General features: G+C 30.1%; 19 protein-coding genes. 15 read left to right on the forward strand and 4 right to left on the reverse strand.

Going from position 1 to position 15278, the window contains the following annotated elements; genetic code table 11:
• The first annotated feature begins 71 nt into the window (after positions 1–71).
• From OLM55_RS06660 to OLM55_RS06715, 12 genes are all read left to right on the forward strand, one after another.
• Positions 72–1364, forward strand: a complete 1293-nt coding sequence (locus OLM55_RS06660) for a dihydrolipoamide acetyltransferase family protein (protein WP_264558135.1) — start codon at positions 72–74, stop codon at positions 1362–1364.
• Between the two features lie 75 nt (positions 1365–1439).
• Positions 1440–2381 (forward strand): YARHG domain-containing protein, encoded by a 942-nt coding sequence (locus OLM55_RS06665; protein ID WP_264558136.1) that lies wholly within the window; start codon positions 1440–1442, stop codon positions 2379–2381.
• A complete protein-coding gene (locus tag OLM55_RS06670) occupies positions 2381–3025 on the forward strand; it encodes a DUF2306 domain-containing protein (protein WP_264558137.1) in 645 nt (214 codons plus the stop codon). The genes OLM55_RS06665 and OLM55_RS06670 overlap by 1 nt, the downstream gene beginning before the upstream one ends.
• Entirely contained in the window at positions 3006–3776 is a 771-nt protein-coding gene (locus tag OLM55_RS06675; protein ID WP_264558138.1) for a 3'-5' exonuclease, read from the forward strand. The genes OLM55_RS06670 and OLM55_RS06675 overlap by 20 nt, the downstream gene beginning before the upstream one ends.
• An 18-nt stretch (positions 3777–3794) precedes the next feature.
• The gene (locus OLM55_RS06680) at positions 3795–4406 is read left to right on the forward strand and encodes a fumarylacetoacetate hydrolase family protein (protein WP_264558139.1); all 612 of its coding nucleotides are present in this window, start codon (positions 3795–3797) and stop codon (positions 4404–4406) included.
• A gap of 1 nt (position 4407) precedes the next feature.
• Positions 4408–4758 (forward strand): Hpt domain-containing protein, encoded by a 351-nt coding sequence (locus OLM55_RS06685; protein ID WP_264558140.1) that lies wholly within the window; start codon positions 4408–4410, stop codon positions 4756–4758.
• Positions 4759–4765: 7 nt separating this feature from the next.
• Complete coding sequence (locus OLM55_RS06690) at positions 4766–6013, forward strand: CinA family nicotinamide mononucleotide deamidase-related protein (protein ID WP_264558141.1); 1248 nt, start codon at positions 4766–4768, stop codon at positions 6011–6013.
• Between the two features lie 80 nt (positions 6014–6093).
• Positions 6094–6330, forward strand: coding sequence for a 50S ribosomal protein L28 (gene rpmB / locus OLM55_RS06695; RefSeq protein WP_264558142.1), 237 nt, complete (start codon positions 6094–6096; stop codon positions 6328–6330).
• Between the two features lie 26 nt (positions 6331–6356).
• Entirely contained in the window at positions 6357–6539 is a 183-nt protein-coding gene (rpmG, locus tag OLM55_RS06700) for a 50S ribosomal protein L33 (protein ID WP_011963553.1), read from the forward strand.
• Positions 6540–6546: 7 nt separating this feature from the next.
• Positions 6547–6699, forward strand: coding sequence for a DUF4295 domain-containing protein (locus tag OLM55_RS06705; RefSeq protein ID WP_264558143.1), 153 nt, complete (start codon positions 6547–6549; stop codon positions 6697–6699).
• A gap of 86 nt (positions 6700–6785) precedes the next feature.
• Positions 6786–7766 (forward strand): signal recognition particle-docking protein FtsY, encoded by a 981-nt coding sequence (gene ftsY / locus OLM55_RS06710; RefSeq protein ID WP_264558144.1) that lies wholly within the window; start codon positions 6786–6788, stop codon positions 7764–7766.
• 3 nt (positions 7767–7769) lie between these two features.
• A complete protein-coding gene (locus OLM55_RS06715; RefSeq protein ID WP_264558145.1) occupies positions 7770–7949 on the forward strand; it encodes a hypothetical protein in 180 nt (59 codons plus the stop codon).
• On the opposite strand, the gene OLM55_RS06720 is transcribed toward OLM55_RS06715, so the two are convergent.
• Positions 7939–9003, reverse strand: coding sequence for a serine hydrolase domain-containing protein (locus tag OLM55_RS06720; RefSeq protein ID WP_264558146.1), 1065 nt, complete (start codon positions 9001–9003; stop codon positions 7939–7941). The genes OLM55_RS06715 and OLM55_RS06720 overlap by 11 nt on opposite strands.
• Before the next feature lie 89 nt (positions 9004–9092).
• Between OLM55_RS06720 and OLM55_RS06725 the strand changes: the two genes are divergently transcribed.
• Both OLM55_RS06725 and OLM55_RS06730 read left to right on the forward strand, forming a co-directional pair.
• Positions 9093–9515, forward strand: coding sequence for a hypothetical protein (locus tag OLM55_RS06725; protein WP_264558147.1), 423 nt, complete (start codon positions 9093–9095; stop codon positions 9513–9515).
• Position 9516: 1 nt separating this feature from the next.
• Positions 9517–9813 carry a DUF721 domain-containing protein gene (locus tag OLM55_RS06730; RefSeq protein WP_264558148.1) on the forward strand — a complete coding sequence of 99 codons (297 nt, stop codon included), beginning with the start codon at positions 9517–9519 and terminating at the stop codon, positions 9811–9813.
• Between the two features lie 49 nt (positions 9814–9862).
• Here the strand turns inward: OLM55_RS06730 and OLM55_RS06735 are convergent, their stop codons facing one another.
• The 3 genes from OLM55_RS06735 to bshC form a co-directional block, all read right to left on the reverse strand.
• Entirely contained in the window at positions 9863–10282 is a 420-nt protein-coding gene (locus tag OLM55_RS06735; RefSeq protein WP_264558149.1) for a nucleoside-diphosphate kinase, read from the reverse strand.
• Positions 10283–10346: 64 nt separating this feature from the next.
• Positions 10347–11177: a formylglycine-generating enzyme family protein gene (locus OLM55_RS06740; RefSeq protein WP_264558150.1), complete on the reverse strand. Its 831-nt coding sequence runs from the start codon at positions 11175–11177 to the stop codon at positions 10347–10349.
• Between the two features lie 148 nt (positions 11178–11325).
• Complete coding sequence (gene bshC, locus OLM55_RS06745; protein ID WP_264558151.1) at positions 11326–12921, reverse strand: bacillithiol biosynthesis cysteine-adding enzyme BshC; 1596 nt, start codon at positions 12919–12921, stop codon at positions 11326–11328.
• Between the two features lie 117 nt (positions 12922–13038).
• Between bshC and OLM55_RS06750 the strand changes: the two genes are divergently transcribed.
• On the forward strand, positions 13039–15237 hold the full coding sequence (locus OLM55_RS06750) for a B12-binding domain-containing radical SAM protein (protein WP_264558152.1): 2199 nt from the start codon (positions 13039–13041) through the stop codon (positions 15235–15237).
• Positions 15238–15278: the final 41 nt, after the last annotated feature.

A 15278-nucleotide genomic window follows, 5' to 3' on the forward strand; every position in this document is an offset into this window, starting at 1 on the left:
TGATAGTGAAAGCTCAAAACTTTTATTAATTTTGCAATCCAAATTATACATCACAACGATACAGTAAGAATATGGCAAAATTTGAATTAAAACTTCCTAAAATGGGAGAAAGTGTTGCAGAGGCAACCATTACAAATTGGTTAAAAAATGTAGGTGAAACTATAGAAATGGATGAGGCTGTTTTAGAAATAGCAACAGACAAAGTAGATAGCGAAGTGCCTTCTGAGGTTTCAGGAACTTTAACTGAAATTCTTTTTAATGTAGATGATGTTGTTCAAGTAGGTCAAACTATTGCTATTATTGAAACAGAAGGTGGTGCCGTAGCGGCAACTCCAACTGCAGATGTTCCTTCAGCTCCTGTTGCGGCTGTTGAAAAAGCTGTAGAAGTTGCTAAAGAAACAGTTTCAAGTGCTGATTTTTCAGATTCTGATAAATTCTTTTCTCCATTGGTTAAAAACATAGCTAAAGAAGAAGGAATTTCGTTAGCGGAACTAGAATCAATTGCTGGTTCAGGAAAAGATGGTAGAGTAAACAAAGAAGATATATTAAATTATATTAAAAATAGAGGAAATCAACCAGATGTTGTTGCGCAACCAGTTGCTACTCAACCAGCGGCTCCAGTTCAAGCTAAAGCGGCTCCTGTTTCTGTAAATGGTGGAGATGAAATTGTTGAAATGGACAGAATGCGTAAGTTAATTTCGGGTTACATGGTAGCTTCAGTACAAACTTCTGCACACGTTCAGTCATTTATTGAAGTAGATGTTACTAATATTGTAAAATGGAGAGATAAAAACAAAGCAGCTTTCGAAAAGAGAGAAGGTGAGAAGTTGACTTTTACGCCTATCATGATGGAAGCGGTTGCAAAAGCGTTGAAAGATTTCCCAGGAATGAACATTTCGGTTGATGGGGATTATATCATCAAGCGTAAAAATATAAACTTAGGTATGGCTGCTGCTTTACCAAATGGAAACTTAATTGTTCCGGTTATTAAAAATGCAGACCAGTTAAACTTGGTAGGTATGGCAAAAGCGGTAAACGATTTAGGTAGCCGTGCAAAAGCAGGTAAATTAAAACCAGACGATACACAAGGTGGAACTTACACGGTTACTAATGTAGGTACTTTTGGATCTGTTTTTGGAACACCAATTATCAACCAACCACAAGTAGGGATTTTAGCTCTTGGAGCAATTAGAAAAGTTCCTGCGGTTATTGAAACTCCAGAAGGCGATTTTATTGGAATTCGTCAGAAAATGTTCTTATCACACTCTTACGATCATAGAGTAGTTGATGGAGCGCTTGGTGGAAGTTTCGTTAAAAGAGTGGCTGATTATTTAGAAGCTTTTGATGTAAATAGAGATATTTAAAAATATAATGAATATTTAAGCCCGACAAGTTTCTAAAACCTGTCGGGTTTTTTTATATTTGAAAAAAAGAAATCGATGAAAAAAGTTTTTATTGTATCAGTTGTATTTGCGTTTTTTGGTTGTAAAGAAGTAATTAAAAACGAAGTTGCTCAAAAGCTAAAAGTAGACGAGGTTTTGTATGAATTCGATGAACCTGTAGTAACCGAAAATTTTGTAATGACTACTAAAGAAGATTTATTAGGTTATTGGGTTGGGGATTTTAAAAGCGATTTAACCGTTGAAGAAGAAAGAGAATTTGCCGATTCTGAAGATTATTACGAGTATAATTATAATAAACAGATTTCTATTTCAATTGATAAAATTAAAGACACTCTTGTTAATGGACATTCAATAGTGAGTGGTAATATAAGACCCTTTCATGGAAGTTTGTTTGAAGATGAAAAAGGCTTCTATTTTAAAGTTTCAGAGCCAGGAGATGATAAATACGATGGGAAATTTGAATTTTCAATTTTAAAAAACGATAGCATAATTAATGGAAAATGGCAAGCAAATGAAATTTTAAAAATAGATAGAAGAAGTTTAAAATTATACAAAAAAGTATTTGTGTACAGTGCTGATAATGAACTAAGTCATGAGTTTGTTGATTGGGATAAGTCAAAAAAAGTAAAGTATAAAGAAGTTGATAATGAAAAAGAGTATGAATGGGAAGATGAAGAGTATTTTACTACAACTGAAGCTGTTTTAAAGGTAAATGCTTCTAAAGATAAAATAACTAAAGAATTTGCTGAGAATTTGTCTAAAGCAGATATTTTTATTTTAAGAAATTCTATTTATGCTCGTCATGGTTATTCATTTAAAAATCGTCAATTACGTTTGTATTTTGAAAATTATAATTGGTATATGCCTGTTTTTACAGATGTTAAAAAATCATTTACAAAAATAGAACTTGCGAATATAGATTTGTTGCTTTTGTATGAAGAAAATGCAGAAGAATATTATGATAGATTTGGAAGGTAATGAAATTAATTAAAATTTTAATCGTTGTAGGTTATTTTTACTTTACGTTTTTACTACTTTTAATTACACTTCAATACATCCCTTTAAATTTTGAAGTTACATTCTTGAAATTAAAACAAGAAGAAGTTAAATTATCCTATTATAATATTGCTTTTTTTACACATGTTTATACGAGTATATTTCTCGTATTGATAGGTTGGATTCAATTTTGGACTTTTTTTAGAAAAAAATACACCAACTTACATAGGTTAATTGGAAAATTTTATATTCTCATAATTCTTATGTTTTCAGGGCCTTCAGCTTTAATAATGGGTTGCTTTGCAAATGGAGGAATTTACTCTAAAATTTCATTCATCATACTATCAATTTTGTGGCTTTTATTTACTTATATGTCATATTCATATGCTAAAAATCAAAACTTCAGAGAACATCAAAAATTTGCAATAAGAAGTTTTGCATTAACATTATCTGCTATTTCATTACGCCTTTTCAAATACATTATTGTATTTTTGTTTCACCCGCTTCCAATGGATACTTATCGAATAGTTTCATGGTTAGGTTGGGTTTTCAATCTAATAATCGCCGAAATAATTATAATTTACATATTTCGAAATAAAATTAAAAATGGAATTAAAATTAAATAGACCAATTTGCTTTTTTGACTTAGAAACTACAGGAATAGATGTTGCAAAAGACAGAATAGTTGAAATAGCAGTGGTTAAAATATACCCAAACGGAAATAAAGAAAGCAAAACATGGTTGGTGAATCCTACGATTCCAATTCCGCCGCAAACTACAGCGGTTCATGGAATTACTGACGAAAAAGTTGCAAATGAACCAACGTTTAATGAACTAGCTCCGCATGTGTATAACATGATAAAAGATAGTGACTTGGCTGGTTTTAATTCCGATCGCTTTGATATTCCATTGTTGGCAGAAGAAATGCTTCGTGCTGGTGTCGATTTTGACATGAAAAATCGAGTTTCGGTAGATGTGCAAACTATTTTTCATAAAAAAGAAGAGCGTACCCTAAGTGCTGCGTATAAATTTTATTGCGGCGAAACATTAGAAAATGCTCATAGTGCTAATGCAGATACAGAAGCAACTTACGAAATATTAAAAGCTCAATTAGATCGTTATCCCGACTTGGAAAATGATATGAAGACACTTTCTGAATTCACAACACGTAAAAAATCAGTTGATTTTGCTGGATTTATAGCTATGAATAAAGAAGGGAAAGAGGTTTTTTCTTTTGGAAAACATAAAGGGGTTTTAGTTGATGAAGTTTTGGAAAATGAACCTGGGTATTTTAATTGGTTGCAAAATGCTGATTTTCCTTTGTATACTAAAAAAGTGTTGACTGCAATTAAGTTAAGAAAATTGAATACTAAATAAGGATTTTATACGTACAAGATGAAAATAATTTGTATTGGTCGAAATTATGCAGATCATATTTCGGAACTTAATAACGAAAAACCAGATGAACCAGTAATTTTTATGAAAGCAGATTCTTCTGTTTTGTTAAAAAAATTTCCGTTTGTAATTCCTGAATTTACGAATGATGTTCATCATGAAGTAGAATTATTGGTAAAGATTAATAAAGTTGGAAAATATATCGATAAAAAATTTGCTCATAAATATTATGATGAAATAGGTTTAGGAATCGACTTCACAGCAAGAGATTTGCAAAGTAAGTTAAAAGAAAAAGGTTTGCCTTGGGAAAAAGCAAAGGCATTTGACGGCTCAGCGGTTATAAGTGACTTTTTGCCGAAAAATAATTTTTCTTCACTAGAAAATATTAACTTTGAGTTAAGGAATAATAATGAAGTCGTTCAAAAAGGAAACTCTAATTTAATGTTGTGGAAAATTGATGAGTTAATAGCTTATGTTTCGCAATTTTTTACGCTTAAAAAAGGAGATATTATCTTTACAGGAACTCCAAAAGGTGTTGCAAAAGTTTCTCCAGGCGATTTACTTGAGGGTTTTTTAGAAAATAAACAAATGTTTAAAATTAACATAAAGTAAAATGGCATTACAGTATAATTTATCTAAAGTATATGAAATTTCAGAAAATGACACTGATTTTGCACATCAAATTGTGACACTTTTTCTTGCTGAAGTACCAGAGGAAATAGCTTCTATTAAAATGGGAATTGAAGAAAAAGATTATACCAGAGTTTATACAGCTTCTCATAAGATAAAGCCTTCTTTAGATTTATTAGGAATGGATATTGCTTATGAAGAAAATATTCAAATTATGTCTTGGGCTAAATCACAAGGTAAACGAAAAGAAATTATTGAAGTTTATAAATCTTTAAAAGATAGGGTTGATTTATCAGTAAAAGAGATAAAAAAAGACTTCAAAATTCACACTTAAAAAAATTATGACTGCCTCAATTGTAACCATTGGCGATGAAATTCTCATCGGCCAAATTATTGATACAAATTCTTCCTATATAGCAAAAGCTCTTGATAAAATTGGAATTGAAACAACTGAAATGTTTTCTATTTCTGATGATGAAAACCACATTGTTTCTACATTTAATAAACTGCAAAACAATGTTGATATAGTAATTATTACAGGAGGGTTAGGCCCGACTAAAGATGATGTTACTAAGAAAACTTTTTGTGCTTATTTTGAAGATACGTTGATAAATAATGATGAAGTTTTAAATCATGTAACCGAATTAATTGAAGGTTTTTATAAAAGACCAATTTCCCAAATCAATAAAGATCAGGCATTGGTGCCTTCAAAGGCAAAAGTGTTATTTAATAAAGTAGGAACTGCTCCAGGAATGTGGATGGAAAAAGAAAATACTGTTTTTATTTCCTTGCCCGGTGTTCCTTATGAAATGAAATACTTAATTGATGAAGAAATAATTCCAGCCTTGGTCAAAAAGTTTGAGCGCCCATATATTATTCATAAAACCATAATGACTTATGGGAAAGGTGAAAGTTTGCTTGCAGAAGAAATTGAAGATTGGGAAAATAATCTTCCTTCCTTTATTAAATTAGCCTATTTGCCAAGTCCAGGAAGGGTTAGATTGCGATTAACAGCAAGAGGTAAAGATGAGCAAATATTAAAAATTGCAATTGAAGTTGAGGTTGAAAAACTTCAAAAAATAATTCCGAATGATATTGTTGGTTTTGATGATGATGAGCCAATTGAAAAAATAGTTGGAAATTTACTTAAAGATAAAAAAATGACTTTAGCTACGGCTGAAAGTTGTACTGGGGGAAAAATAGCGCAATTAATTACTTCAATTCCGGGTGCTTCAAGCTATTTTAAAGGTGGTTTGGTTACTTATGCTACTGAAACTAAAATTAGTTTATTAGGAATTGACTCTAATTTAATTGAAAAATATTCGGTAGTAAGTAAAGAAGTAGTTCAAGAAATGGCACAGTCTGTTCAACGAATTTTAAAAACTGATTTTGCAATTGCTACCACTGGAAATGCAGGTCCTTTAAAGGGAGATTCTGATGTTGAAATGGGGACGGTTTTTATTTCGATTAGTACTCCAAATCAAGTTATTGTGGAAGAATTTAACTTTGGACAGCCTAGAGAAAAAGTGATTGACAGAAGTGTAAACAAAGCTTTAGAAATTTTATATAAAGAAATTTTAAAAAATTAATTAAAGAATGTTGTTTGATATTATAAATTTTTGTTTCTTTGCACCCTGATTTTGAATAACGATATAAAGATTATAGAATAATGTCAAGAGTTTGTGAACTTACAGGAAAAAGAGCAATGGTAGGAAACAATGTTTCTCACGCTATGAATAAAACTAAGAGAAAATTCTCAGTTAATTTAGTTAAGAAACGTTTTTACATTCCAGAGGAAGATAAATGGGTTACTTTGAAAATATCTACTGCTGCATTAAAAACAATTAATAAACTTGGTATTTCTGCTGTTTTGAAAAAAGCAAAAGCAGACGGATTTGTAAAATAATTCGATAACCGAAAATAATATATAAAATGGCAAAGAAAGGTAATAGAATTCAGGTTATATTAGAATGTACTGAGCACAAAGCTTCTGGCGTTGCTGGAACATCTCGTTATATCACTACAAAAAACAAAAAGAATACTCCAGACAGACTTGAGATTAAAAAGTTTAATCCTGTTTTAAAAAGAGTAACAGTTCATAAAGAAATTAAATAATTAAGTCATGGCAAAGAAAACCGTAGCATCTTTACAAACATCTTCTAAAAGATTAACAAAAGCTATAAAAATGGTTAAGTCTCCAAAAACTGGTGCTTATACATTTGTTGAAGCAGTTATGGCTCCAGAATTAGTTGATGATTTCTTAAGCAAGAAATAATTTGTAAATACAATATATAGAAGAGCTGCTTTCGTTTGAAAGTAGCTTTTTTATTTTTACATTTGTTTTATAATTTCGATAATAACATGAGCTTCTTTAAAAAAATATTTTCTTCAGATAAAAAAGACCCTAATCTAAGCGAGCAAGAGAAAAAAACTCTTGATAAAGGATTAGAGAAATCTAAAACAACATTTTTTTCTAAACTGTCTAAAGCAGTTGCTGGAAAAACAAAAGTTGATGATGATGTATTAGACAACCTTGAGGAAATATTAGTTTCTTCAGATGTTGGTGTTACTACCACACTAAAAATTATTGAAAGAATTGAAAAACGAGTTGCTGTAGATAAGTATTTAGGAACTAGTGAGCTCAATCAAATTTTAAGAGAGGAAATAGCTGGTCTTTTGTCTGAAAATAATACAGATGCCGCCGTTGATTATTCAATAGTTAAGGATGTTAAACCTTATGTAATAATGGTCGTTGGTGTAAATGGTGTTGGTAAAACTACTACTATTGGTAAACTGGCAAGTCAATTTAAAAAGGCAGGATATAGTGTTGTATTAGGTGCTGCAGATACTTTTAGAGCTGCTGCGATTGATCAACTGCAAATTTGGGCAGATAGAGTAGGTGTGCCAATTGTAAGACAACAAATGGGAAGTGACCCTGCTTCTGTTGCTTTTGATACTTTACAATCTGCTGTTTCTCAAAATGCCGATATTGTAATTATTGATACAGCTGGTCGTTTGCACAATAAAGTTAATTTAATGAATGAATTAACAAAGGTTAAACGTGTTATGCAAAAAGTTGTACCAAATGCACCTCATGATGTAATGTTAGTTTTAGACGGTTCAACAGGTCAAAATGCATTTGAACAAGCAAAGCAATTTACTGCAGCTACAGAAGTAACAAGTTTAGCTGTTACAAAATTAGACGGTACTGCAAAAGGTGGTGTTGTTATAGGAATTTCTGATCAATTTAAAATACCCGTTAGATATATTGGAGTAGGTGAAGGAATAAATGATCTTCAAGTATTTAATAAACATGAGTTTGTTGATTCTTTCTTTAAATAATTTATGAAAATAATTTCTTTCTTTAGAAATGCTTCTCCACTAAAATTAGTTGGTTTAGCAGTAGTTTTAGCCTTACCAGCAACTTTTATAGAAGAATCTTTTCCAACAATTTTTATAATGCTTAGATTGTGTTCTTTTGCATTATTAATGTACATAGTTGTTAAACTTCTCTTTAAGGGTTAATGACAGCATTTATTTTTTGCCATAGTACTTCGTCAAAATCTGATAATGCAGCAGTTTGGGTATCAGCGGCATTTCCCATTCGTATAATTACTAGTTTTTTACTTGGTACAACATATATTTTTTGATCGTCTAAACCTAATGCCATAAACATATCATTTGGCCCAGATGGAATAATACTTCCATTAAATTGAAATTGAGAACTTGGTAGGTGGTAACTTGTTTTTCCATTAAGCCACCATAAATAACCATAACTCAGATTAATATTTTGTGAAGTAGTAGTTGAATTTGTAAAAAAATCTTGATTTACAATTTGTGTTCCATTCCAGTTTCCTTTATTTAAAGAAAGCAGTCCAAAACGTGCCATACTTCGTGTATTGCTCCAATATACATTTTCAGTTATAGTTTGTAGCCATAAACCTGTCATTCCAATAGGTGTTTTTAATTTTAAATTAAAATAGTTATCCCAAGTTTGGCCTGTAGTTTGAGCAATTACATCTTGAAGTTTAAAAAACACGCTATGATAAGCCCATCTTGTACCCGCATCGGCAACATAAGTTAAACTTGCCGGATCAATTGCATCATTTGTGTCGTCTAGTCCAGAAGTCATGGTTAATAGATTTTTGCAGGTAATAAGATTTTCTTTAGCTAAAGTTGCGCTTGTCCATCCCGTTCCAATATAATCAGAAACTTTATTGTTTATATTTATAAATCCTTCTTCTTCGGCTATACCAGTAATTGTTGTTGTTAGCGTTTTTCCTGCACTAGCCCAATACCAGGGAGTACTTGAAGTGTGTCCGTTAAAATAATTTTCCATAACAATCCTTCCATTGTATAGAACCATAAAACTTTTTGTGTTCTTTAATTCCAAATAATCTAGTAATGGTTGAACTTGACTTTCATTCCATCCAAGTTCTGTGATTGTTTTAGTTTCCCAAGTAGAACTATTATTGGGTGGAAAATACATTGCTTCAACTGAAGAATTTTCTTCTGGATTTGAACAACTATAAAATAATATTGCTAACGTAATCAGTTTTATGTATTTCCATTTTTTCATCTTCTACTTTTTTATTAGATATTAAAAATAAGAAATAGTTTAATTCTGTAATTAATATTGTAATTTTATTTTTTCAAAAAGAAAGTGTTATGAAGCATATAAAAATCATTTTAGGTTTGTTTTTTTTAACTTTGGTGTCTTGTAAATCTGATGTTAAACCTGAGAACTTGGTTGAATTGAATGGGTTTTGGGAAATCATAAAAGTTGAAATGCCGGACGGTTCTTCAAAAGAATTTAAAGTTAATGAAACCATCGATTTTATTAAATTTGAAAAAATGAGTGGTTCAAGAAATAAAGTGATTCCTCAATTAGATGGTACTTTATTATCTAATAATCTTTCTGAAAAATTTACGGTTGTCGATAAACAAGGTGTTTTTTGGTTCAATTATAAAACAGAGCATACAACATGGGAAGAAGAATTAATTAAAATTACAAAAGAAGAACTGGTTGTAAAAAACAGTAATGATTTGATTTATTTTTATAAAAAAAGAACCGATTTAAAAACTGAATAAAATGGCAAAACGATTTAATGAGGAGCAATCTATTCAAGATGTTTTAAAAAATTTCATTTCACATAATAAACTTCAAGGAGGAATTGATAAAGTTGAAGTTAAAGAAGTCTGGTTTAACTTAATGGGAAATGGTGTTGCTAATTATACTGAAGAAGTAGAGTTAAGAAAGGAGACTCTTTATGTAAAATTAACTTCGGCTGTATTAAGAGAAGAGTTAATGTTTGGTAGAGATAAAATAATTAAAATGATTAATCAAGAAATTGGAAAAGAAGTTGTTAAAACTTTAGTTTTAAGATAATGAAAAAGCCATTCAGTTATGAATGGCTTTTTTATAGAAATATATTTTATTAGAACATTTCTCTTCCAGCAAAATGAAATGCACTTTCAATAGCTGCATTTTCGTCAGAATCTGAACCATGAACTGCATTTTCTCCCATAGAAGTTGCATATTTTTGACGAATAGTTCCTTCAGCGGCTTCAGCAGGGTTTGTAGCACCAATTAAAGTTCTAAAATCTGCAACTGCATTTTCTTTTTCTAAGATAGCAGCCACAATTGGACCTCTTGTCATAAATTCAACTAACTCACCATAAAAAGGTCTTTCAGCATGTACTGCATAAAATTCTTTAGCATCAGCTACAGTAAGTTGTGTTAATTTCATTGCTACAATTCTGAAACCACCTTCAGTAATCATATTTAAAATTCCACCAATGTGTCCATTTTCAACACCATCTGGTTTAATCATTGTAAAAGTTCTATTCGTTGCCATAACGTTTATTTTAAATTTTGTGCAAAAGTACTATTTTAGTAGCTAAAAACAATATTTATTTTATTTATTCTACAATTGAACGTGCAACTCTAAATCCGTAGAACTCATGTGTTTTGCTTGGAATTGTAGAAATTCTATTCGCTGGACGTAAATAATTTACATAACTGTCCCAAGAACCACCTCTTACACTTTTTCTTTCTCCCATTGTTGGTCCTTTTGGGTTATTTCCATCTTCAACTTTGTAGTAATCTTTATTGTACCAATCCCAACACCATTCCCAAACATTTCCACTCATGTCGTAAATTCCAAGTTCATTTGGTAATTTTGTTCCAATTGTATGTGGAGAGCCTTTACTATTTGCTTTATGCCAAGCAATTTCATTTACATTTTTACTACCACTAAACTTTGTGTCTTTTGCTTTATTTCCTCCTTTTGCAGCATATTCCCATTCTGCTTCAGTTGGTAATCTATAGCCGTTTGCTTTAAAATTGCAAAATACGTTTGGTCCATGTTGAGAATAAACTGGAGTTAATTTTTCTTTTTTACTTAACCAATTACAATATTGTACTGCTTCTTCCCAAGTAATATTATTTATAGGATAATTATCTATAAAACCCCAAGTTGGTTTAACGGGCATTTTTAATTTGTTAGCTTTTACATATTGTTTCCATTGCCAAACAGTTACTTCAAATTTACAAATTTCAAAATCATTAACGGTGACTTCATGTTCTGTTTGTTCATCGTTATCAGCTGATTTATCAGAATCCTTTGATCCCATTTTAAATGTTCCACCTTCTACTTTAATCATATAGTTAATAGGGTTGTTATCTGTAAAAGATAAAAAAGTGAATGCAGGGATTAGTAATAAGTAGGTTAAAAGAGTAGTTTTCTTCATTATTCTTATATGTTAAAAATTTAACGCAAAGATATTAAAAATTTAACATTAGCTCTTTTTTTTGTGAAAAATGTAATTTAAATACGTTTTTATTGATAAATATGTAATCATAATTGTTTTTTGTCGGATTTATCAAGCAGTTTGTCGATTATTGTATTTCAATTATTGAAAAATTTTGCTCTAGAGGTTTTAATTTTTTTAATAATTTTTCAGAAAATGTAAGAAAATTTTCAAGTTCAATTATACTTGAAAGATTAGTTTGTCGTTCTTGAAGGCTATTGTTTGGAAATAATTCATTTTGAAGTTGAATTATTTGAGAAATTTTTTCAATATGTTTTTTCTTTTCTGCTTTCAATAATCTTTTCTCAAGTTTTTCTAATCCTTTTATTTGTTTTGCCTCTTGAGCTTTAACTGCACCAATAAATGATTTGTCAGTTTTTAAAGCAATTTCATTTAATTTTTCAAATTGTTTTGATAAATGGTTTTTTTGTTCTGAAAAATCAATTTCAAATTGTGATAACTCTTTTGTTTTTTTCTGAATTAATTTTTCTTGATTTAAAAATAAATCAGCCCAACTTAAATTTAACTTGTCAGTTTTTTTAATTTGTTTTTCTGTTGCAACTAAAACAGAATTTCGAAGTAATAGAATTGGAAATGTAACTGAATTCGCTTCAAAATTAGATTTTAATTCGAACCAATATGCTAATTCTCCACCGCCGCCAATATAACATAAGTTTGGTAAAATTATTTCTTGATATAAAGGTCGAAGAATTACATTTGGACTAAAACGTTCTGGATGATTTTCTAATTCAGTTAAAATTTCAGATTCTGAAAATTTCAGGTTTGTGTTGTAAATAGAATAGATATTGTTTTCAAAAATAATTCGCTCTCTTAGATCATCCAGAATGTAAAATAGATTTATTTCTCTGGGATTTACCTGAATTTTATAATCTTTTAATAGTAAATTTGTTTTAGTTACTTCATTAAAAGAAGTTTGATTTATAAGTTCGTTTTTAGTGCTCGGAACAAATATTTGTTTTAAATTTTTATCGTCTCCATCAATAATAATTAAACCTTCATTTTTAAACAATTCATTAGTTAGAAACCGTGTTGCTTCGGTTAATGTATTATGATTTAAATAGGAAGATTTAAATAATTCTCTTAAATAGTCTGCATTTTTTCCTTTTCCTAATGCTGCCGAAAATTCTTTAAAAACAGTATCTAAACCTTTGGTTGAAAGTCTTCCTACCGGACCATTACTTTCTTTATTCCATTTAATTTTTTTACCGTTAAAATTAAAATAATTAATTTCTTCAAAATCGTGGTCTTCTGTTGCCATCCAATAAATAGGCACAAAATTATAGTTAGGATATTTTTCTTTTAGCTCTTTCGTTAAATTGATTACCGAAACAATCTTGTATAAGAAATACAAAGGACCAGTAAACAAATTTAGTTGGTGACCCGTTGTAATGGTAAATGTTTTTTCAGATTTTAATTGTTCAATATGAAATGCTGTTTTTTCTGAAGTTTCAATATTTTTATATTGATTTTTAATTGATTCAACTAAAATTATTCTTTTCTCTAAAGAATAATTTTGTTGTTTTTCTTCAATTTGAAGTTTAAAATTCTCTAAAGTTGGAAATCGATTGTATAAAGGTTTTAGCTCTTCTTTCTGATTTAAATAATCAACAATTAGATTTGAAAAGTAAGATGAATTTTGGTACGTAATACAGTCGTTTGGCATTTTTAAATAAATTTATTCAAAAATAGTGAAAAATTATATTCTAAAACTTCGTTTAACATAGCTTTAAAGTTTAGTTTTGAAATATATCATGTATTTTTGTGTCTTAAATTGAATTCATTGAAAGACATTCTACTAATTACTCCGCCTTTTACTCAACTGAATACACCATATCCAGCAACGGCTTATTTAAAAGGTTTTCTAAATACTAAAAACATTTCGGCATACCAAATAGATTTAGGGATTGAAGTGATTTTGGAGTTGTTTTCAAAAGAGGGTTTACAAGATGTTTTTCAATTTGTGTCACTTAGAGTGGAGTCGAGAAGTGAAATGTCTCCAAACTCTAGTAGAATTTATTCTTTACAAAACGAATACATCAAAACTATTGATTCAGTTATTGCATTTTTGCAAGGAAAGCAACCCACATTAGCACGTCAAATTTGCAGTGGAAATTTTTTACCAGAAGCGTCTCGTTTTGAACAATTAGACGACATGGAATATGCTTTTGGTTCTATGGGAATGCAAGATAAAGCAAAACATTTAGCTACTTTATATTTAGAAGATTTATCTGATTTTATTGTAGAATGTATCGATGAAAATTTCGGATTCAGTCGTTATGCGGAACGTTTAGGAAGAAGTGCCAATTCTTTTGATGAATTGTATAGTGAATTGCAAAAAACAACAACTTTTATTGACGAAATTACTTTACGAATCCTAAAAGATAGAGTAGAAGCAGTTCAACCAAAATTGGTTTTAATTTCAGTTCCTTTTCCAGGTAATTTATACAGTGCTTTTCGTTGCGCGCAATTTATAAAAGCAAATTATACTGAAATTAAAATTTCAATGGGTGGCGGTTTTCCAAATACCGAATTACGCCAATTAAAAGACAAACGTGTTTTTGAATTTTTTGATTTCATTACTTTAGATGATGGCGAATTACCTGTAGAATTGCTTCATAATTTTGTCAGTTCGAGTGCAGTTGAGAACCAGTTTAAAAGAACATTTCTTCTCGAAAACAACGAAGTCGTTTATAAGAACAACACATTAAAACACGACTATAAACAAAGTGAAGTGGGAACTCCTGATTATTCCGATTTACTTTTAGATCAATACATTTCGGTTATCGAAATTGCAAACCCAATGCACAGTTTATGGTCAGACGGTCGTTGGAATAAACTAACAATGGCGCATGGTTGCTATTGGGGAAAATGTACTTTTTGTGATATTTCATTAGATTATATTAAAATTTACGAACCCATTGCTGCTAAAATTTTAGTAGATAGAATGGAGGAGTTAATTGCTCAAACAGGTGAAAATGGATTCCATTTTGTAGATGAAGCAGCACCGCCAGCTTTAATGCGTGAAGTAGCTTTAGAAATTTTGCGAAGAAACCTTTCTGTTACTTGGTGGACCAATATTCGTTTTGAGAAAAGTTTTACTCAAGATTTATGTTTATTGCTAAAACTATCGGGTTGTATTGCCGTTTCTGGCGGATTAGAAGTGGCTTCTAATAGATTATTAGAATTAATCAAAAAAGGAGTTACGGTGGAACAAGTGGCACAAGTAACACGCAATTTTACCGAATCTGGAATAATGGTGCATTCCTATTTAATGTATGGTTACCCAACGCAAACAGTTCAAGAAACTGTAGATAGTCTAGAAATGGTTCGTCAGTTATTTGAAATTGGCGTTTTACAATCGGGGTTTTGGCATCAATTTGCTATGACGGCACATAGTCCAGTTGGAATTAATCCAGAAGCTTATGGTGTAATTCCAGTTACCAATGAAATTACTTTTGCTAATAATGATGTTGCTTTTACAGATAAAACAGGAATAGATCATGAAAAATTTAGTTTTGGTTTAAAAAAATCATTATTTAATTACATGCACGGAATTTGTTTTGACTACGATTTGCAAGATTGGTTTGATTTTAAAATTCCTCATACTAAAATAGAACCTGATTTTATTCAAAATGCTCTTCAAAAAGATATAAATTTCACTACAAAACCCAATGCTAAAATTATTTGGACAGGAGGAATTCCTTTGGTAGAAACATTTACCAAATCTAAAAAGGGTAATTCTTGGGTAATGATAAAGCTCACTTTTCATCAAAAAACACATTCATTTGAAATTTCAATTGAAGAAGATAAAGGACGTTGGCTGCTTGAAAAATTAGAGATACTAACTGTTTTCGATGAAAAAAGAACTACATTCCAACAATTAAAAAGCGATTTTGAATCCCAATTTGAAGACTTCGAATTGTTTTGGTATTCAAAACCTATTAATACATTAAAAGAGTTTGGTTTGCTAACTTTGTAACGATATTAAATTACCAATTTTATACATGGTTTTTTAACTTA

The sequence above is a fragment of the Flavobacterium sp. N2270 genome, from assembly GCF_025947225.1.
Classification (GTDB): Bacteria; Bacteroidota; Bacteroidia; order Flavobacteriales; family Flavobacteriaceae; genus Flavobacterium.